General features: G+C 61.0%; 17 protein-coding genes. 8 read left to right on the forward strand and 9 right to left on the reverse strand.

What is annotated here, in order from left to right:
- Window positions 1-314: 314 nt before the first annotated feature.
- Genes IHQ43_RS29240 through IHQ43_RS29275 form a run of 8 tightly spaced genes read left to right on the forward strand, consistent with a single transcriptional unit; the run spans window position 315 to window position 9,300 of the window.
- Window positions 315-1,229, forward strand: coding sequence for a GDP-mannose 4,6-dehydratase (locus tag IHQ43_RS29240; RefSeq protein WP_192562924.1), 915 nt, complete (start codon window positions 315-317; stop codon window positions 1,227-1,229).
- Window positions 1,226-2,197 carry a GDP-mannose 4,6-dehydratase gene (gene gmd / locus IHQ43_RS29245; protein WP_011336673.1) on the forward strand — a complete coding sequence of 324 codons (972 nt, stop codon included), beginning with the start codon at window positions 1,226-1,228 and terminating at the stop codon, window positions 2,195-2,197. The genes IHQ43_RS29240 and gmd overlap by 4 nt, the downstream gene beginning before the upstream one ends.
- A gap of 3 nt (window positions 2,198-2,200) precedes the next feature.
- Window positions 2,201-3,643 (forward strand): mannose-1-phosphate guanylyltransferase/mannose-6-phosphate isomerase, encoded by a 1,443-nt coding sequence (locus IHQ43_RS29250; RefSeq protein WP_192562925.1) that lies wholly within the window; start codon window positions 2,201-2,203, stop codon window positions 3,641-3,643.
- Window positions 3,644-4,441, forward strand: coding sequence for an ABC transporter permease (locus tag IHQ43_RS29255; RefSeq protein WP_192562926.1), 798 nt, complete (start codon window positions 3,644-3,646; stop codon window positions 4,439-4,441).
- Window positions 4,441-5,691 (forward strand): ABC transporter ATP-binding protein, encoded by a 1,251-nt coding sequence (locus IHQ43_RS29260; RefSeq protein WP_192562927.1) that lies wholly within the window; start codon window positions 4,441-4,443, stop codon window positions 5,689-5,691. Before IHQ43_RS29255 ends, IHQ43_RS29260 begins: the two co-directional genes overlap by 1 nt.
- Window positions 5,688-7,055, forward strand: coding sequence for a glycosyltransferase family 4 protein (locus IHQ43_RS29265; RefSeq protein WP_192562928.1), 1,368 nt, complete (start codon window positions 5,688-5,690; stop codon window positions 7,053-7,055). The genes IHQ43_RS29260 and IHQ43_RS29265 overlap by 4 nt, the downstream gene beginning before the upstream one ends.
- Entirely contained in the window at window positions 7,039-8,169 is a 1,131-nt protein-coding gene (locus tag IHQ43_RS29270; RefSeq protein WP_192562929.1) for a glycosyltransferase family 4 protein, read from the forward strand. Before IHQ43_RS29265 ends, IHQ43_RS29270 begins: the two co-directional genes overlap by 17 nt.
- Window positions 8,170-9,300, forward strand: coding sequence for a glycosyltransferase family 4 protein (locus tag IHQ43_RS29275; protein WP_192562930.1), 1,131 nt, complete (start codon window positions 8,170-8,172; stop codon window positions 9,298-9,300).
- 4 nt (window positions 9,301-9,304) lie between these two features.
- Here the strand turns inward: IHQ43_RS29275 and IHQ43_RS29280 are convergent, their stop codons facing one another.
- From IHQ43_RS29280 to atpG, 9 genes are all read right to left on the reverse strand, one after another.
- Window positions 9,305-11,335 carry a 2Fe-2S iron-sulfur cluster-binding protein gene (locus IHQ43_RS29280; RefSeq protein WP_192562931.1) on the reverse strand — a complete coding sequence of 677 codons (2,031 nt, stop codon included), beginning with the start codon at window positions 11,333-11,335 and terminating at the stop codon, window positions 9,305-9,307.
- A 45-nt stretch (window positions 11,336-11,380) separates the two neighbouring features.
- Window positions 11,381-12,007, reverse strand: coding sequence for a glutathione S-transferase family protein (locus tag IHQ43_RS29285; RefSeq protein ID WP_192562932.1), 627 nt, complete (start codon window positions 12,005-12,007; stop codon window positions 11,381-11,383).
- 104 nt (window positions 12,008-12,111) lie between these two features.
- A complete protein-coding gene (locus tag IHQ43_RS29290; protein WP_192562933.1) occupies window positions 12,112-13,038 on the reverse strand; it encodes a LysR family transcriptional regulator in 927 nt (308 codons plus the stop codon).
- A gap of 71 nt (window positions 13,039-13,109) precedes the next feature.
- Window positions 13,110-14,942, reverse strand: coding sequence for a glutamine--fructose-6-phosphate transaminase (isomerizing) (gene glmS / locus IHQ43_RS29295; RefSeq protein ID WP_192562934.1), 1,833 nt, complete (start codon window positions 14,940-14,942; stop codon window positions 13,110-13,112).
- Window positions 14,943-14,944: 2 nt separating this feature from the next.
- Window positions 14,945-15,721 (reverse strand): DeoR/GlpR family DNA-binding transcription regulator, encoded by a 777-nt coding sequence (locus IHQ43_RS29300; RefSeq protein ID WP_192562935.1) that lies wholly within the window; start codon window positions 15,719-15,721, stop codon window positions 14,945-14,947.
- Between the two features lie 129 nt (window positions 15,722-15,850).
- A complete protein-coding gene (glmU, locus tag IHQ43_RS29305) occupies window positions 15,851-17,218 on the reverse strand; it encodes a bifunctional UDP-N-acetylglucosamine diphosphorylase/glucosamine-1-phosphate N-acetyltransferase GlmU (protein ID WP_192562936.1) in 1,368 nt (455 codons plus the stop codon).
- Between the two features lie 118 nt (window positions 17,219-17,336).
- The gene (locus tag IHQ43_RS29310; protein WP_007954164.1) at window positions 17,337-17,762 is read right to left on the reverse strand and encodes a F0F1 ATP synthase subunit epsilon; all 426 of its coding nucleotides are present in this window, start codon (window positions 17,760-17,762) and stop codon (window positions 17,337-17,339) included.
- A 45-nt stretch (window positions 17,763-17,807) separates the two neighbouring features.
- Complete coding sequence (atpD, locus tag IHQ43_RS29315) at window positions 17,808-19,184, reverse strand: F0F1 ATP synthase subunit beta (protein ID WP_007954162.1); 1,377 nt, start codon at window positions 19,182-19,184, stop codon at window positions 17,808-17,810.
- 27 nt (window positions 19,185-19,211) lie between these two features.
- The gene (gene atpG / locus IHQ43_RS29320; protein ID WP_007954161.1) at window positions 19,212-20,072 is read right to left on the reverse strand and encodes a F0F1 ATP synthase subunit gamma; all 861 of its coding nucleotides are present in this window, start codon (window positions 20,070-20,072) and stop codon (window positions 19,212-19,214) included.
- Window positions 20,073-20,083: the final 11 nt, after the last annotated feature.

A 20,083-nucleotide genomic window follows, 5' to 3' on the forward strand; every position in this document is an offset into this window, starting at 1 on the left:
TTGTTTTAATGGTCGGTTTTACCCTGTCGCACGACCCTCAAGAAAAACTGCCAGGGATCGCGACGAGGGGCATTCTAAACACATCCGCCAAGGATTCGGGAACCGCCCGGCGAGAAAAAACCGACTACTCTGACGAGAACTGACCAGTCACGATTTGCCCTGTTGAAATTGTCACGCAATTGGCACAGATTGGCAGCCAAACAACTACAACAATGACTTCACCTGCCGTTCTGCCCGGTTTTTCCAGTGGTTTGACAGATATTCCCTTAAAGCCTGTGGGAAGAGGTGAAAGTTAAAGACCAAGGGGTCGCTGTTTGAAAAAAAGTCTGTTCATCACGGGCCTCAGTGGGTTCGTAGGACAACACATCCAGTCACGTCTGCAAGGGGAAGACGCGTCGTGGCACCTGCTGCCTGCCGCCTCCGCCTACGACCTGACAAACCCGGACAGCCTCATCGATCTATGGCCGCAACTGCCTGATGCAGTCATTCACCTGGCTGGCCAGACCTTTGTCCCCGAAGCTTTCCGTGATCCGGCACGCACCTTCGACATCAACCTGCTCGGCACCTTGAACCTGTTGCAGGCGCTCAAGGCTCGCGGTTTCAAAGGCACGTTCCTGTATGTCAGCTCAGGCGATGTCTACGGCCAGGTCGAAGAACCCGCGCTGCCGATCACCGAACAACAACCACCCTGCCCGCGCAATCCCTATGCGGTGAGCAAGCTGTCGGCGGAATTCCTCAGCCTGCAATGGGGGCTCAGCGAAGGCTGGCCAGTGCTGGTGGCGCGACCGTTCAACCACATCGGCACCGGGCAGAAGGAAAGCTTCGTCATTGCGAGCGCCGCTCGGCAGATCAATCGCATCAAGCAAGGGCTGCAAGCGCCACAACTGGAAGTCGGCGACATTGATGTCACCCGTGATTTTCTCGATGTCGGCGATGTGGTCTCAGCCTATTTCGCGCTGCTGGAAAAAGGCACGCCGGGGCAGGTCTACAACATTTGCTCAGGTCGTGAGCAAAGCATCCGCAGCCTCATCGAACAGATGGGCGACCTGGCCGAGGTCGAGCTGCAACTGGTTCAGGATCCGGCGCGCATGCGCCGCGCTGATCAGCGTCGCGTCTGCGGCAGCCATCAACGGCTGGCCCGAACCACAGGATGGACGCCGCAAATCACTACACAACAATCCCTGCGGGCGATCCTGTCCGACTGGGAGACTCGAGTACGACAAGAATGACAAAAAGTGCATTGATCACAGGGATCACCGGCCAGGACGGCGCGTATCTGGCAAAACTGCTGCTCGACAAGGGTTACAAGGTTCACGGCCTGGTGGCGCGACGCAGCAGCGATTCACGCTGGCGCCTGCGCGAGATGGGCGTCGAGGCTGACATCGTTTATCTGGACGGCGACATGGCCGACGCCTGCTCGGTGCAGCGCGCGGTCATCAAGTCGGCGCCGGACGAAGTCTATAACCTCGCCGCACAAAGCTTCGTCGCCGCGTCCTGGGATCAACCGGTGACCACCGGCATCGTTGATGGCCTGGGCGTGACCCACCTGCTCGAAGCGATCCGTCAGTTCAGCCCGCACACACGTTTCTATCAGGCATCCACCAGCGAAATGTTCGGCCTGATCCAGGCCGAGCAGCAGGACGAGAACACCCCGTTCTACCCGCGCAGCCCTTACGGCGTGGCCAAGCTCTATGGCCACTGGATCACCGTCAACTACCGCGAAAGCTTCAACCTGCACGCCAGCAGCGGCATTCTGTTCAACCATGAATCGCCACTGCGCGGCATCGAATTCGTGACCCGCAAGGTCACCGATGCGGCAGCCCGGATCAAACAGGGCAAACAGCAGGAGCTGGCCCTGGGCAACATCGACGCCAAGCGCGACTGGGGCTTTGCCGGTGACTACGTCGAGGCCATGTGGCTGATGCTGCAACAGGACAAGCCCGACGACTTCGTGGTCGCCACCGGCGTCACCACCACCGTGCGCGAGATGTGCCGTATCGCCTTCGATCACGTCGGCCTCAACTATCGAGACTACGTGAAGATCGACCCGGCCTTCTTCCGCCCGGCCGAAGTCGAAGTGCTGCTCGGCAACCCGGCCAAGGCCCAGCGTGTGCTGGGCTGGAAACCGAAAACCGACCTGGACACCCTGATCCGCATGATGATGGATGCGGACATGAAACGCGTCGCCAAGGAGTAGGCCATGCTGATCCCCGTGATTCTGTCCGGCGGTGCCGGCACCCGTTTGTGGCCGGTGTCCCGCGAGGGCCACCCCAAGCCGTTCATGACCCTGCCCGACGGCCAGTCGTTGCTGGGCAAGACGTACCGGCGCGCCGCCGGCCTGCTGGACGGCTGGGGCGACATCGTCACGGTGACCAACCGCGAGTACTACTTCCAGAGCAAGGATCACTATCAGGCCGCGCGCCTTTCCCGGCATCGTGGGCACTTCCTGCTCGAACCTACCGGGCGCAACACCGCGCCAGCCATCGCGGCGGCGGCGCTGTCGCTGCAAGCCCTGCACGGTGATGCAGCGATCATGGTGGTAATGCCCGCCGACCATTTGATCGTCAACGAAGAAGCGCTCAAAAGCGCGGTCGAGCATGCGGTCAATCTGGCGAAGGACGGTTATCTGGTGACTTTCGGCGTAGTGCCGACCGCACCGGAAACCGGCTTCGGCTACATCGAGACCGGCGCCCCGCTGGATGCCCGAGGCGCGGCCAAGGTGCAGCGTTTCGTGGAAAAACCCGACCTGCAGACCGCCACCCATTATCTGGAGAGCGGCAACTTCCTGTGGAACTCGGGGATGTTCTGTTTCACCACCGCGACCCTGATCGCCGAGCTGGAGCTGCACGCTCCCGAGTTGCTGGAACAGACCCGCGCCTGCATGGCCGCCAGCGAACCGGTGGAAACCGTCGGCTGTCTGCAACAGGAACTGTCCGCGCAGTTGTTCGCCGAAATCACCGACATTTCCATCGACTACGCGTTGATGGAACGCTCGGAGAAAGTCGTGGTGGTGCCCGCCGGTTTCGACTGGAGCGATATCGGTTCGTGGGGCGCGGTCGCCGCGCTGGTGCCGGCCGACGCCGATAACAACCGCGCCAGCGGCGAGGCGATCTTCATCGACAGCCGCAACAATTTCGTTCAAAGCGAAGGCCGGCTGGTGGCCGCTGTCGGTGTGGAAGACCTGATCGTCATCGACACCGCCGACGCCGTGCTGGTGGCCCACGCCGACCGTGCGCAGGATGTGCGGCGCGTGGCCAAGCAGCTCAAGGACAAATCCCACGAAGCCTATCGCCTGCACCGTACGGTCAGCCGTCCGTGGGGCACCTACACCGTGCTCGAGGAAGGCCCGCGCTTCAAGATCAAGCGCATCGTGGTCAAACCCGGCGGCAAGCTGTCGTTGCAGATGCACCATCACCGCAATGAACACTGGGTGGTGGTCGAAGGCATGGCCAAGGTCACCAACAACGGCAGCGGCACGACCCTGGTGGCGAAGAACGAATCGACGTTCATCGCCGCCGGTCACAAGCACCGGCTGGAAAACCCCGGCGTGATCGACCTGGTGATCATCGAAGTGCAAAGTGGCGAATACCTGGGAGAGGACGACATCGTCCGCTTCGAAGACCAATACGGCAGGACGGTGTGAATGCTGCTTTCCCTGTACCGCTCGCTGCACGACTATCGGGGTTTCATCCTCGGTAGCGTCAAGCGGGAGTTTCAAGCGCGGTATCGCAATTCGCTGTTCGGCGCGCTGTGGACGGTACTCAACCCGCTGTCGATGATCATCGTGTACACGGTGATCTTTTCTCACATCATGCGCGCCCGTCTGCCCGGCGTGGACGACGGCATGGCCTACAGCGTCTACCTGTGCGCCGGGCTGCTGACCTGGGGCCTGTTCTCGGAAATCACCCTGCGCAGCCAGAACATGTTTCTGGAGAACGCCAACCTGCTGAAGAAAATCAGCTTCCCGCGCCTCTGCCTGCCGGTGATCGTGCTGCTCAATGCCGGCATCAACTTCTCGATCATCATCGGCCTGTTCCTCGGGTTCCTGCTGATCACCGGGCGCTGGCCGGGCATGGCCCTGCTGGCCCTGGTGCCGCTGCTGGCGCTGCAAGTGCTGTTCTGCGCCGGGCTGGGCATGATCCTCGGCGTGCTCAACGTCTTTTTTCGTGATGTCGGACAGTTGTTCGCCATCTGCCTGCAATTCTGGTTCTGGCTGACGCCGATCGTGTACCCGTTGAGCATCCTGCCCGAGTGGGTGCAGCGCCTGTTGCAGCTCAATCCGCTGACCAACCTGATCGGCAGTTACCAGAACCTGTTTCTCTACGGGCAGTGGCCGGTGTGGAGTTCGCTGCTGCCGATCTTCGTGATCGGTCTGCTGTTGTGCGCGGTCGGTCTGCGCCTGTTCCGCCGGCGGGTCGGCGAAATGGTGGATGAACTCTGATGGGGCACATACGCGTTACGGGCCTGGGCAAGGCCTACAAGCAGTACCCCACCCGCTGGAGTCGCTTGGCCGAATGGCTGATCCCGTTTTCGCCGATGCGCCATCGCCAGCACTGGGTGCTGCAGGACATCAATTTCGAAATCGCCCCCGGTGAAGCGGTGGGCATTGTCGGGGTCAACGGCGCCGGCAAAAGCACCCTGCTGAAAATGATCACCGGCACCACTCAACCGACCTGCGGCCAGATTCAGCTCGAAGGCCGGGTCGCGGCGCTGCTGGAACTGGGCATGGGCTTTCACCCGGACTTTACCGGCCGGCAGAACGCGGTGATGGCCGGGCAACTGCTGGGCATGCCGGTCGAGGAAATCGAAGCGCTGATGCCGGACATCGAACGCTTCGCGGAAATCGGCGAGGCCATCGATCACCCGGTGCGCACTTACTCCAGCGGCATGCAGATGCGCCTGGCCTTCAGCGTCGCCACCGCGCGCCGCCCCGACATCCTGATCGTCGACGAAGCACTGTCGGTGGGCGATGCCTACTTCCAGCACAAGAGCTTCGACCGCATCCGCAGCTTCCGCAAGGCCGGTACTACGCTGCTGATCGTGTCCCATGACCGCTCGGCGATCCAGTCGATCTGCGACTCGGCGATCCTGCTCGAAGGCGGCCACATGGCCATGCACGACAAGCCCGAAGCGGTCATGGATTACTACAACGCCCTGCTCGCCGAACGCGAAGGCCAGACCGTGCGCCAGGAACTGCTCGACGGCGGCCAGGTGCGTACCGTGTCCGGCACCGGCGAGGCCGGCATCCTCAGCGTGCGTCTGCTCGATGAACGCGAACGCTCTATCGAAGCCGCCGAAGTCGGTCAGCCGGTGACGCTGGAAGTCGAGGTGGAAATCCGCCAGGACATCGAACGGCTGGTGCTGGGCTTCATGATCAAGGATCGCCTCGGCCAGGCCATGTACGGCATCAACACCCATCGCCAGAACCAGGCGCTGGAAGACCTGCGTGCGGGCGAGCACATCACCTATCGCTTCGCTTTCGTCATGGGCCTGGGCAAGGGCAATTACTCCGTGGCCCTGAGCCTGTCGCGGCTGGATTCACACCTGGACCGCAACTTCGAATGGCGTGACTACGGCCTGGTGTTCCACGTGATCAACAACCGTGAGGAAGATTTCGTCGGCTGTTCCTGGCTGGGCGCCAGCACCTCGATCACCCGCCATGCGGACAGCCTCGCGGAGCGTGCGCCATGACCCGCCTGCTGGTCGAATGCACCCACGTGTTCAAACACCCGAAGGTCAATTCGGGGATCCAGCGGGTGGTGCGCAACGTCATCAAACAGTTGCCGGCGAGTGCCGAAGGCGTCGAATGCGTACCGGTGGTCCTGCTCAAGGGCCAGCTATACCGTGTGAAGCGTCTGGCGCCGCTGGATTCGCCGCTGTTCAATGCCATCGTCACGTTTGGCGAGCGCCTGGAACGGCTGGCCCATCGCTTCTGGCAACTGCATCAGCGGCTGGACACGCATTGCCACACAAAAATGGCACGACGCCTTTTGTATGTCGGCTATCGCCTGACCTCGTTCGGTGCATTCGGGATACCGCTGCGGCTGGTCGGGCAGGTCAATCGCTATCAATTGCCTCAACGCTGTGAACCGCTGCAACACCAAGCGGGCGATCACCTTGTGCTGCTGGATTCATCCTGGCACTCGGACTTTTTCCTCGATGCCGAGCGCCTCAAACAGGAAGGTCTGGGCATCGTTGCGGTGATCTACGATCTGATTCCCCTGTCCCACCCGCAGTTCTACGACACGCGGCTGGTGGAAGTTTACAGCGAGTGGTTCGACTGGATCGCCCGCAACGCCGACGGCTTCATGGCCATATCCGCGACGGTGCGCGATCAGGTGCGGACAGAACTGCAACGTCGCCTTGGTTCGGCACAACTCGGCAAACGCTGGTTCGACTACTTTCACCTCGGTTCGGAGCTGGATCTGCAGAGCGTCGAAGCGTCCGTCGAACCGCGTCTGGAACGGCTGTTCGCCACACCGGAGCCAGTGTTCCTGATGGTCAGCACCATCGAGCCGCGCAAGAACCACGACTACTTGCTGGATGCCTTCGACCATGCCTGGGCGAAGGGCTCGAAAGCCCGGTTATGCATCGCCGGCCGCATCGGCTGGAAGTGCGACGCACTGCTTGCCCGGATCCGCAATCATCCCGAGCTGAACCGGCGCCTGTTCATGTTCAACGACTTGAGCGACACAAGCCTCGAATACGCCTACGCCCATGCCAGCGCGCTGGTGTTTCCGTCGTTCGTCGAAGGTTTTGGCCTGCCGCTGGTGGAAGCCATGCAGCGCGGGCTGCCAGCGATGGGCAGCGACATTCCGGTGTTTCGCGAGATCGGCGGTGAGTTCATGACGTATTTCGATCTGCAATCGCCGCAAAGCCTCGCAGAGCTGGTGCAGACCTTTGAGCGCAGCGGCCGCTTCCCGGCCGAACGTGACGTCAGCGACTGGCAATGGATCGGCTGGCGTGAAGCCAGCGCGCAACTGGCCGAGCGTACCGCACGCCATGTGCTGGAGGCACCTCAGGTGCCAGCGAGGCAACATGCGCATAGCCCTTAACGCCCGCATCCTTCAGGCGCCGCGCACCGGCATCGGCCATTACGTCGCCGAACTGGTGAGCGCCTTGCACGCTGAAACTGATATCGAAGTGGCGCTGTTTCACGGCTGGGGCTGGAGTTCGCAACTGCCGGAAGCAGCGATGCCCGGCTATTCGCGCCTGACGCCGCTGCTGCGGCAGATCCCCGGCGCCTATCAGGCACGCCGCTGGCTGGAGCAGAAGCGCTTCGATCAGGGCCCCGCGCAGCCGGTCGATCTGTATCACGAACCGAGCCTGTGGCCGCTGGCCTTCGATGGCCCGACCGTGATTACCCTGCACGATCTTACGCATCTGCATTTCCCCGAGACCCAGCCACCGGCGCGGCTGCGGGAAATCGAGCGACGACTCGCCGACGGCGTACGCCAGGCGCAGATCATTCTGACCGACTCACAAGCCATCGCTGACGAGGCCCGGGATCATTTCGGACTGCCCGCCGAGCGCTTCGTGGTCGCGCCGCTGGGTGTCGCCGAGCGTTTCCATCCGCGCGAGCCGCAAGACATCGATGGGGTGCTCAAGGCCCATGCGGTCGAGTACCGGGAGTATTTCCTCTGCGTCGGCACCCTGGAGCCGCGCAAGAACCTGAACCTGGCCCTGCGCGCCCACGCGCTGTTGCCGGACCTGGTGCGTCAGCGTTTTCCGCTGTTGATCGTCGGCATGGCCGGCTGGCAGCGCGACCAGTTCAGTGAGGAACTGCAGCAGGCGCTGGCCTGCGGGCACGTTTGCCTGCTCGGTTACTTGCCCGATGAGCACGTGGCCCAACTGCTGGCCGGCGCCCGGGCACTGATTTTTCCTTCGCTGTATGAAGGTTTCGGCCTGCCAGTGCTGGAAGCGATGGCCAGCGGCACGCCAGTGGTGCTCACGCGCTCATCGGCCATGCCGGAAGTCGCGGGGGACGCCGGCAACTATATTGAAGCTGACGATGCAGACGGCTTGCGTGATGCGATGAGCCGACTGATCGATGATCGAGCGCACTGGCAGGCATGCCGGGAAGCCGGATTGCAGCAGGCACGGCTTTTTTCCTGGAAGCGTTGCGCGCAGGCCACGGCCGGCGCCTACCACCAGGCCATGGGAGGTTGAATGCGAGTTCTCCATTTTTTCAAGACTTACCTGCCTGACTCGGTCGGCGGTATCGAGCAAGTCATCTTTCAACTCTGCGAGAGCGGCGCCCAGCACGGCATCGACGGCCAGGTGCTGACCCTCAGCGCCAATCCAGAGCCGGCGGTGGTGCGTCTCGGCCAGCACGAAGTGCATCGGGCCAGACTGGATATCCAGTTCGCCTCCACCGGTTTTTCCTGGAGCGTGTTCAAGCAGTTTCGCGAACTGGCCGCCGAAGCCGACGTGATCAACTATCACTTCCCGTGGCCGTTCATGGACCTGGTGCATTTCGCCAGCGGCGTGAACAAACCGACGGTGGTGACGTACCACTCGGACATCATTCGCCAGAAGCACCTGCTCAAACTCTATCGTCCGTTGATGAACCGTTTCCTCGCCAGCGCCGACCGGATTGTCGCGGCCTCGCCGAACTACCTGCACACCAGCGATGTGTTGCAGCAGTTCCAGGAAAAGACCCGCGTCATCCCTTATGGCTTGAACAAGGCGGGTTATCCACAGCCCGACGTCGAGCGCATGAACCGCTGGCGCCAGCAGCTTGGGGATAAGTTTTTCCTGTTCGTCGGGGTGATGCGCTACTACAAGGGCCTGCACATCCTGCTCGATGCCTTGAAAGACGTGGACTACCCGGTGGTGATCGTTGGCGCGGGTCCGCTGGAACAGGAACTGCACGCCCAGGCCGCTGCGCTGGGCCTGCGCAACATCCATTTCCTCGGCCGTCTGAGCGATGAGGACAAGGTCGCCCTGCTGCAACTGAGCTACGCCATTGTCTTCCCGTCGCACCTGCGCTCGGAGGCGTTCGGCATTTCGCTGCTCGAAGGCGCGATGTATGGCAAACCGATGATCTCCAGCGAGATCGGCACCGGCACCAGCTTCATCAATATCCACAACGAAACCGGACTGGTGGTGCCGCCGAGTCATCCACAGGCGTTTCGCGAAGCGATGCGCACCCTGTGGGAAAACCCGGCCCGCGCCGCCGAAATGGGCCTCAAGGCGGAGGCCCGCTATCGGCAGTTATTCACAGCCGATGAAATGGGCCGCAAATGGACCGAGCTGTATCAGGAGCTGCTGGAGGAAAAGGCGTTGTCCTACGCCTGATCCCCTACAAATCCAGCACCAGCGGCTGGGCACTCTGCGCCGGCACTGCGCAGCAAATCAGCACCTGCCCTTCCTCCGGCACTTCGGCCGGAGGCTGTGGATAATTCACCGCGCCACTGATCAATCGTGTCTTGCAGGTGCCGCATGAACCACCGCGGCAACTGAATTCCGGACGCAGCCCACGGCTTTCCGCCAGCTCCAGCAGGCTGCCGCCATCGGGCTGCCAGCGCGCTTCCTTGGCCGAACGGTCGAACACCACCGGCACCGACGTGGTCGCAGCCGGCGGTTGTTCCATCACGATCGCATCCGGATCGGGTTGGCGCTTGAGAGTCGAAGGGCCGAAGGTTTCCGCGTGGATCTGGGCGTCCCGCACATCCATTTCCCGCAGAGTGTCGTAGAGACCCTGGGTAAAACCACCGGGACCGCAGAGCACGAAGTCGACCTGATCGAAGTCCTCGTCGGTCAGCAGATTGCGCAACAGATCGCCATCAATGCGGCCGCGCAGGTCGAAATCTTTTCCTTCGACCAGATCGTCCTCCGGCTGGCTGAGCACTCGCAACACCTTCACGGCGTCACCGGCATCCTCCAGTAACCGGTCCAGCTCCGCACGAAACGGCTGATCGGCGAGGCTGCGGGAACTCTGGACAAACAGGGTCGGACGAATCCGCCGCGTCCGCAGGCCCTGATAGACCACCTCACGCAGCATCGACAGCAACGGCGTGATGCCGACTCCGGCCGCCAGCAGCACCAGTGGACGACGCTCCAGTGCCGCTACAGTGAAATGCCCCTGAGGCAAACGCGCTTCCAGCACATCGCCGACACGAATCTGTTCGTGCAGGTGCGTCGATACCCGACCTTCGCGCTTCACGCTGATCCGGAAGAAATCATCCGACGGCGCGCCCGACAGGCTGTAAGTGCGAATGTGCACCTCGCCATCGAGGTTGAACCGCAGCGGCAGATGCTGCCCGGCGAGAAACACCGGCAGTCCCGCACCGTCGTCCGGTTCCAGATAGATCGAGCGGATGTGGCGGCTTTCCATTTCAATCCTTGCCACGCGCAATGGCCGCCAGCTGTCACCCAATGCCTTGGCCTGCAAACGTGCATCGGCCTGGGCCCAGTTACCGGTCAGCAGACTGGTGGGAGACATCCCGTCGAAACGCCAGCGCAGTGCCAATGCCGCAGGTCGCCGGACCAGTTTTTCCACCTCGAACGTCCACAACCGTTCGGCGCCCTGAAAGGCCTCGATCTGCGGCGCCTCGAGAATGACTTCGGTACGGCCGCTGAGCTGCAGCACATCGCCTGTGGAAAAGTCGATGAACAGCAAACCAGCGAGCGGATTGAGGAGCAGATTGCCCAACGTATTGAAATGCAGGTTGCCAGCGAAATCCGGAATCGTCAGGCGATTGCCTTCGATCCGCACAAAACCTGGCTGACCGCCCCGGTGAGAAACGTCGACCGAACGCTCGCCATCGACATCGACATAACTGGCGACGAAGAAGGTGTCGGCGCTTTCGATCAGCGCAATGGCGGCGTCATCGAGGCTGTCACGGTGTTCGGCCTTGCGGGTGTGCGGATCCGTCAGTGGCACCCGCTGAAACTGGCGCAACTGAATGTATTGCGGGCAGTTGCCGAACGACTGATCCACCGTCACCCCAAAGCCATCCGCCCCGAGGCTGCCAATATGGCCATTGAGACGATTGCGCCGGCGGGTATGCAACTCGATGCCGAGCAGGCCGATCGCGGCACCATCCTGCAACTGCGCCGGATCATCGGCAGCCGGCAGACTGGCGAATTGCAGTTGCGTCGGCTCGGGAGAGTGGGCGAACCCCGGTTCGCCTTCCAGCATGCTGGCCCAGGGACGCCCCTCGGCATCCACCGCGCCGTACAGCATGAAGGGCAATTGCTGATAGAACTGGCGGTGCTGATCCGGCATCCAGGTGCGAATCACCTTGCGACCGAATTCCTCCATGCGCTCGGCAACGCCGACATGGGCCTGCAATTGTTGCTCGCCAGCGTGCCACGGTGAACGTTCCATCTCAGCCTCTCCCCTGCACCGTCGGCGCAGTGTGGATGATCAATGTCAGGCGGTCGTTTGCAGGCCGGCGACGGTGCGCGGCATACCGACAAAACCGGGCAGCGCTTCGATGCGTGAGAGCCAGGCGCGAACGTTAGCGTAGTCGTCCAGCGACACATTGCCTTCCGGCGCATGGGCGATGTAACTGTAGGCCGAGACGTCGGCAATGGTCGGCTCGCTACCCACCAGATATGGGGTTTTGCCCAGTTCCACATCCATCACCTTGAGAAAATTGTGCGCACGGGTGATGACTTCCTCAGGGTTGAACTTCGCCCCGAACACCGTGATCAGGCGGGCGGCGGCAGGACCGAAAGCAATCGGCCCGGCAGCGGCCGACAGCCAGCGCTGCACATGTGCGGCACCGACCGGATCGCTTGGCAGCCAACGGCCATTGCCGTATTTCTGTGCCAGGTAGACGAGGATCGCGTTGGAGTCGGCCAGCACCACACCGTTGTCATCGATGGCCGGCACTTGCCCGAAGCTGTTGATGGCCAGGTAGCCGGGCTGTTTGTGCTCGCCCTTGGCAAGGTCGACAAATATCAGCTCGGTCGGCAATTGCAGCAGGGACAGCATCAGCTCGACGCGATGGGCGTGGCCGGAACGCGGGAAGTTGTAGAGTTTGATCGCTTGCATGGTCGACTCCGCTGAACGAATGCGCCGTTCAGGATGGACGGCGGCCGTGGCAGCCATCTTCCCCTCATCGCGAAAACAACAGAATCACCAGCAAACGCAATCCATTATTTCTCCTGATGAAATAACGCAGCGTTTTTCAGCGCCGGATGTTCACGCAACGCCTGCACGATGAAATCGACAAAACTGCGTATCCGCGCTGGCGCCTTGCGCCCGCCCTGATACACCACGTGGATCGGCAAAGCAGGCAATTCAAATTCGGCGAGAACAATTTCCAATTCCCCGGAAGCGACTCTGCTGGCCACCTGATAAGACAGCACCCGGGTCAGCCCCAGGCCCAGCGACGCCGCCGTGATCGCAGCCTGATTGGCGGTGACCACCAGACGCGGCTCCGGTTTTACGCCAATGAGCTCACCGTGTTCCATGAATGGCCAACTGCGCTGCTGGCCGATGGCCGAAGTCGCCACCACCGGCGCCCCCGCCAGTGCCTGCGGATGCTTCGGCCGACCATGAACGGCAAAGTAACCGGGCGAACCGCAAATCACCCGCCGCACCTCGCCGACCCGGATCGCATGCTGATTGCTGTCCGGCAACTCGCCGATGCGTACCGCGACGTCGACGCCCTCCTCGACCATGCTCACCACTCGATCGAGCAGCAGGGCATTGATGTAAACGTCCGGGTATTGCGTCAGATAACGCGCCATTACCGGCGTGACAAACAATTCGCCGAACAACACGGGGGCCGTCACCGTCAACTGCCCACGGGGCTGGGTATGACTGCCGGCAGCGGAATCCTCCGCTTCCTGCACTTCGGCGAGAATCCTCCGACAGTCTTCCAGGTAGCGCAGACCTGCTTCGCTCAAATGCACGCTGCGAGTGGTGCGGATCAACAACTGCGTGCCGATCCGCTGCTCCAGCGCCGCCACCGCCCGGGTCACGCTGGCCGCCGACAGACCCAAGCGCCGCGCGGCAGCGGAAAAGCCCTGCTCCTGGGCGACGATGGCGAAAACCTGCATTTCCTGGAAGCGATCCATGGTGCCCTCGATCCGGATAAAAAAATCGCAGCCGAAGCTGCGATTTCATGGGGTGATCAACTGTGGATAACTTATTCCACCGTCACCGACTTCGCCAGGTTACGCGGCTGATCCACGTCAGTGCCTTTGAGCACAGCGACGTAGTACGACAGCAGTTGCAGCGGAATGGTGTAGAGGATCGGCGACAGGATGTCGTGGATGTGCGGCATCTGCACCACGTGGGTGCCTTCGCCGTTGGTCATCCCGGCTTTTTCGTCGGCGAAAACGATCAGTTCGCCGCCGCGGGCACGGACTTCCTGCAGGTTGGACTTGAGCTTCTCCAGCAGTTCGTTGTTTGGTGCAACGGTGACCACCGGCATGTCGTTATCCACAAGCGCCAGCGGGCCGTGTTTCAGTTCCCCGGCCGGGTAGGCTTCGGCGTGGATGTACGAGATTTCCTTGAGCTTCAAGGCACCCTCCATCGCCACCGGGAATTGCGCGCCACGGCCCAGGAACAGTGTGTGGTTTTTCTCGGCGAACAGCTCGGCAATCTTCTCTACGGTGCCGTCCATCGCCAGGGCTTCGCCGAGGCGGGTTGGCAGACGGCGCAATTCTTCGACCAGCTTCGCTTCGACACCTTCGGCCAGCGAGCCACGTACCTGGCCCAGGGACAGCGTCAGCAACAGCAGGCCAACCAGTTGCGTGGTGAACGCTTTGGTCGAGGCCACGCCGATTTCACGACCGGCCTGAGTCAACAGGGTCAGGTCGGATTCACGCACCAGCGAACTGATGCCGACGTTGCAGATCGCCAGGCTGGCGAGGAAGCCCAGTTCCTTGGCGTTGCGCAGGGCGGCCAGGGTGTCGGCGGTTTCGCCGGACTGGGAGATGGTGACGAACAGGGTGTCCGGCTGCACCACCACCTTGCGGTAGCGGAACTCGCTGGCGACTTCGACCTGACACGGAATGCCGGCCAGCTCTTCGAGCCAGTAACGGGCAACCATGCCGGCGTGGTAGCTGGTGCCGCACGCCACGATCTGCACGTTGCGCACCTTGGCGAACAGCTCGGCGGCCTGCGGGCCGAAGGCTTGTACCAGAACCTGATTCTCGCTCAGACGACCTTCCAGAGTGCGTTGCACCACGACCGGTTGCTCGTGGATTTCCTTGAGCATGTAGTGGCGGTACTCGCCCTTCTCTGCGGCTTCGGCGCCATCGCTGTACTGCACGGTCTGGCGCTCGACCGCCTGGTCGTTCACGTCCCAGATCTGCACGCTGTCACGGCGGATCTCGGCGATATCGCCCTCTTCCAGGTACATGAAGCGGTCGGTGACCTGACGCAAAGCCAACTGATCGGAGGCGAGAAAGTTCTCGCCCAGGCCCAGACCAATCACCAGCGGGCTGCCGCTGCGGGCAGCGACCAGACGGTCCGGCTGCTGTGCGTTAATCACCGCCAGACCGTAAGCACCGTGCAGTTCCTTGACGGTGGCCTTGAGAGCGACGGTCAGGTCGTGCAGATCCTTGAGTTTGTGGGTGAGCAGGTGGGCGATGACTTCGGTGTCGGTGTCCGAGGTGAACACGTAACCCAGCGCCTTGAGTTGTTCGCGCAGCGCTTCGTGATTTTCGATGATGCCGTTGTGCACCACGGCGATGTCGCCGGAGAAATGCGGGTGGGCGTTACGTTCGTTCGGCGCACCATGGGTTGCCCAGCGTGTGTGGGCGATACCGAGACGACCGACCAGTGGGTGCTCGGCGAGCGCAGCATCCAGTTCACTGACCTTGCCCACCCGGCGCGTGCGCTCGAGGGTTCCGTCATTGGTCAAGACAGCCACGCCCGCACTGTCATAGCCCCGGTATTCCAGGCGCTTGAGGCCTTCGAGCAGGATGGCGGTGATATTACGTTCAGCAACGGCGCCGACAATTCCACACATGCTTATTTCTCCTGACTGACAGTCGCGCAAATCAAGTTGATACCGCGAGCCTGAATCTGATCCCGTGCATCTAAAGGCAGGCGATCATCGGTAATTAGGGTATGGACACTGCTCCATGGCAGCTCCAGGTTGGGAATCTTGCGGCCGATCTTGTCGGCCTCGACCATCACGATCACTTCCCGCGCCACTTCCGCCATCACCCGGCTCAGGCCCAGTAATTCGTTGAACGTGGTGGTGCCACGCACCAGGTCGATGCCATCGGCACCGATAAACAACTGGTCGAAGTCGTAAGAGCGTAGTACCTGCTCGGCGACCTGGCCCTGAAAGGATTCCGAGTGCGGATCCCAGGTGCCGCCGGTCATCAGCAGCACAGGCTCGTGTTCGAGCTCGCTCAGGGCGTTGGCCACGTGCAGCGAGTTGGTCATCACCACCAGCCCCGGCTGTTGGCCGAGCTCGGGAATCATGGCGGCGGTAGTGCTGCCGCTGTCGATGATGATGCGGGCATGCTCGCGGATGCGCGTAACCGCGGCGCGGGCGATCGCCTGCTTGTATTTGGAAACGTTGAGGCTAGTGTCTGCCACCAGTTCCTGAGGCATGGTGATGGCTCCGCCGTAGCGACGCAGCAACAAGCCATGACTTTCCAGGGCGGCGAGATCCTTGCGAATCGTAACTTCCGAAGTTTCGAAGCGCTTGGCCAGTTCATCCACACTCACTTCGCCCTGCTCGTTGAGCAAAGCCAGAATGTTGTGACGGCGCTGAGGTGTGTTGCGTTTCGACATGACTGTTTAAGTTTCGATTCGAAAGATAACAGAAGCAATCAAAACCTATCAGGTGCAAATCGTCAAGCCGACGCCCATAAAAAAGACCGCTGGCGGCGGTCTTTTTTTGAATCGAGCGTTGTGGATAACTCAGCTCTTTTTGATCTTCTCCGGCCGCTTCCAGCCATCGATGTTCTTTTGCCGCGCCCGGCCAACTGCCAACTGCGCGTTATCCACATTCTGGGTGATGGTCGAACCGGCTGCGGTGGTCGCACCGGCAGAGATATCCACAGGTGCCACCAACGAGTTGTTCGAGCCGATGAACACATCCTCACCCAATACGGTTTTCCATTTGTTGGCACCGTCGTAGTTGCAGGTGATGGTGCCGGCACCGATGTTGGTGCGGGCACCGATCTCGGCATCGCCCAGGTAAGTCAGGTGGCCGGCCTTGGCGCCCTCGCCCATGCGGGCATTCTTCAGCTCGACAAAGTTACCCACATGGGCGCGGGCCTCCAGAACGGTCCCCGGACGCAGACGGGCAAACGGACCGGCATCGCTACCTTCGCCCAACTCCGCGCCTTCGATGTGACTGTTGGCCTTGATTACCACGCCTTTGCGCAGGGTACTGTCCTTGATCACGCAGTTCGGGCCGATGACTACGTCATCCTCGATAACGACCTTGCCTTCGAGAATCACGTTGATATCGATCAGCACATCGCGACCCACGGTCACTTCGCCACGCACATCAAAGCGCGCCGGGTCACGCAGGGTGACACCCTGAGCCATCAGACGACGACCGGCGCGCAACTGGTAATGACGCTCCAGCTCGGACAGCTGTTTACGATCGTTGGCGCCCTGCACTTCCATCGGATCGTGCGGCTGTTCGGTAGCGACGGTCAGGCCATCGCTGACCGCCATCTCGATGACGTCGGTCAGGTAATACTCGCCCTGAACATTGTTGTTCGACAGGCGACTCATCCAGTCCGCCAGGCGGTTGGCCGGTACTGCCAGAATGCCAGTGTTGCCTTCGGTGATCGCCCGCTGCGCTTCGCTGGCGTCCTTGTGCTCGACGATGGCGGCAACCTTGCCATCGGCGTCGCGAACGATGCGGCCATAACCGGTCGGATCGTCCAGCTCGACGGTGAGCAAACCCATCTGCCCGGGCACGACGTGCTTGAGCAGACGCTGCAGGGTCTCGACTTCGATCAACGGCACATCGCCGTAGAGAATCAGTACGGTATCGGCGGTGATGAAGGGAACAGCCTGGGCGGTGGCGTGGCCGGTGCCCAGTTGCTTGTCCTGCAGCACGAAATTCAGGTCGTCAGCGGCCAGACGCTCTCGCACCACATCGGCACCGTGGCCGATGACGACATGAATGCGTTGCGGATCAAGTTGACGGGCGCTGTGGATAACATGACCGAGCATGGAATCGCCGGCAATCGGGTGAAGCACTTTTGGCAGCGCGGAGCGCATGCGGGTGCCTTGACCGGCCGCGAGGATTACGATTTCAAGAGACATGACTGGCTACCAATCCTGGGTGGTCAGCAACTGCGACCGGGTTTGTAGAATTCTGAAAAGAAAAAAGGGTAGCCGAGGCTACCCTTTTTTATCAATCGCACAACAAGTGACTGACGGATTAACCGCCAAACTTCTTGCGGATCTGCTGGACGGTGCGCAGCTGAGCTGCAGCCTCGGCCAGACGTGCGGACGCAGCTCCGTAGTCGAAATCTGCGCTCTTCTCGTGCAGAGCAGCTTCGGCAGCCTTGAGAGCTGCTTGAGCCTGAGCTTCATCCAGGTCGGCGGCACGTTGCACGGTATCGGCAAGCACCTTGACCATGTTCGGCTGAACCTCGAGGAAACCACCGGAGATGTAGAACACCTCGGCTTCCCCGCCTTGCTTGATCAGGCGGATCGGACCCGGCTTGAGATTCGTGATCAGCGGCGCGTGGCCCAGAGCGATACCAAGATCACCCAGAGCACCGTGCGCAATCACCATCTCGACCAGGCCGGAAAAGATTTCTCCTTCCGCGCTGACGATATCGCAATGGACTGTCATAGCCATCTGATTGCCTCAACCTAAATTAGCGCCCGTTGCCGGGCGCCGGGATTACAGTTTCTTGGCTTTCTCGATCGCTTCTTCGATGCCGCCGACCATGTAGAACGCTTGTTCTGGCAGGTGGTCGTAGTCACCGTTGAGGATGCCTTTGAAGCCAGCAATGGTGTCTTTCAGGGAAACATATTTACCCGAAGCACCGGTGAAGACTTCAGCCACGAAGAACGGCTGCGACAAGAAGCGCTGGATCTTACGAGCACGGTTTACCAACTGCTTGTCGGCTTCCGACAGCTCGTCCATACCCAGGATCGCGATGATGTCCTTCAGCTCTTTGTAACGCTGCAGCACGTACTGAACACCACGAGCGGTCTCGTAGTGATCGTTGCCGATCACGTTCGGGTCCAGCTGACGCGAAGTCGAGTCCAGTGGGTCTACCGCCGGGTAGATACCCAGGGAAGCGATGTCACGGGACAGAACGACGGTGGCGTCCAGGTGAGCAAACGTGGTCGCTGGCGACGGGTCAGTCAAGTCGTCCGCTGGTACGTATACGGCCTGGATCGAAGTAATCGAACCTTGCTTGGTCGAAGTGATGCGCTCTTGCAGCACGCCCATCTCTTCAGCCAGGGTCGGCTGGTAACCTACTGCCGAAGGCATACGGCCCAGCAGTGCGGATACTTCGGTACCGGCCAGGGTGTAACGATAGATGTTGTCGACGAACAGCAGAACGTCGTTACCTTCGTCACGGAACTTCTCGGCCATGGTCAGACCGGTCAGCGCTACGCGCAGACGGTTTCCCGGTGGCTCGTTCATCTGACCGTAGACCAGGGCTACCTTGTCGAGAACGTTGGAGTCCTTCATCTCGTGGTAGAAGTCGTTACCCTCACGAGTACGCTCACCCACACCGGCGAACACGGAATAACCGCTGTGCTCGATGGCGATGTTACGGATCAGTTCCATCATGTTTACGGTCTTGCCTACACCGGCACCACCGAACAGACCGACTTTACCGCCCTTGGCGAACGGGCAAACCAGGTCGATAACCTTGATGCCTGTTTCCAGCAGCTCGTTGCCACCGGCTTGTTCAGCGAAGGAAGGAGCGGCGCGGTGGATACCCCAGCGCTCTTCTTCGCCGATCGGACCAGCTTCGTCGATCGGGTTGCCCAGTACGTCCATGATCCGGCCCAGAGTCGCTTTACCGACCGGTACGGAGATGGCTGCGCCAGTGTTGTTGACGTCCAGACCGCGCTTCAAGCCTTCGGTGGAGCCCATCGCAATGGTACGAACCACGCCGTCGCCCAGCTGCTGCTGAACTTCCAGAGTGGTTTCGGCGCCTTGAACCTTCAAGGCGTCGTAGATGCTCGGTACGCTGTCGCGTGGGAATTCCACGTCGATAACGGCGCCGATGATTTGAACGATACGTCCGCTACTCATAGCTGGATCCTCTGAATATTTGAACCGTTAAACCGCGGCAGCGCCGCCGACGATTTCCGAGATCTCTTGGGTGATCGCAGCCTGACGCGCCTTGTTGTAGATCAGCTGCAAATCGCTGATCAAATCACCGGCGTTGTCGGTAGCGTTCTTCATCGCGATCATCCGCGCAGCCTGTTCAGCCGCGTTGTTCTCGACCACCGCCTGGTACACCTGCGACTCCACGTAACGCACCATCAAGCCGTCAAGCAGCTCTTTGGCGTCTGGTTCGTAGAGGTAGTCCCAGTGGTGCTTGAGTTCCTGATCCGGGGTTGCCACCAGTGGAATCAACTGCTCCACGGTAGGCTGTTGTGTCATGGTGTTGATGAACTTGTTGGATACCACGGACAGGCGGTCGATACGGCCGTCCAGGTAGGCATCCAGCATCACCTTGACGCTGCCGATCAGATCATTGATCGACGGCTCTTCACCCAGGTGGCTGATAGCTGCAACGACGTTACCGCCGAAGTTGCGGAAAAAGGCCGCACCCTTGCTACCAACGACACACAGATCGATCTCGACGCCGTTTTCGCGGTTTACCGCCATGTCCTTGACCAGGGCCTTGAACAGGTTGGTGTTCAAGCCGCCGCACAGACCACGGTCACTGCTCACCACGACATAACCGACGCGCTTTACTTCGCGATCGATCATGAACGGGTGGCGGTATTCCGGGTTGGCGTTGGCCAGATGCCCAATTACCTGGCGGATACGCTCCGCATAAGGACGGCTAGCAGCCATGCGCATTTGTGCCTTGCGCATTTTGCTGACCGCCACTTTTTCCATGGCGCTGGTAATTTTTTGCGTGCTTTTGATGCTCGCAATCTTACTGCGAATCTCTTTTGCGCCTGCCATGTAACACCTAT

This window comes from Pseudomonas gozinkensis (assembly GCF_014863585.1).
In the GTDB taxonomy this organism is placed as follows: domain Bacteria; phylum Pseudomonadota; class Gammaproteobacteria; order Pseudomonadales; family Pseudomonadaceae; genus Aquipseudomonas; species Aquipseudomonas gozinkensis.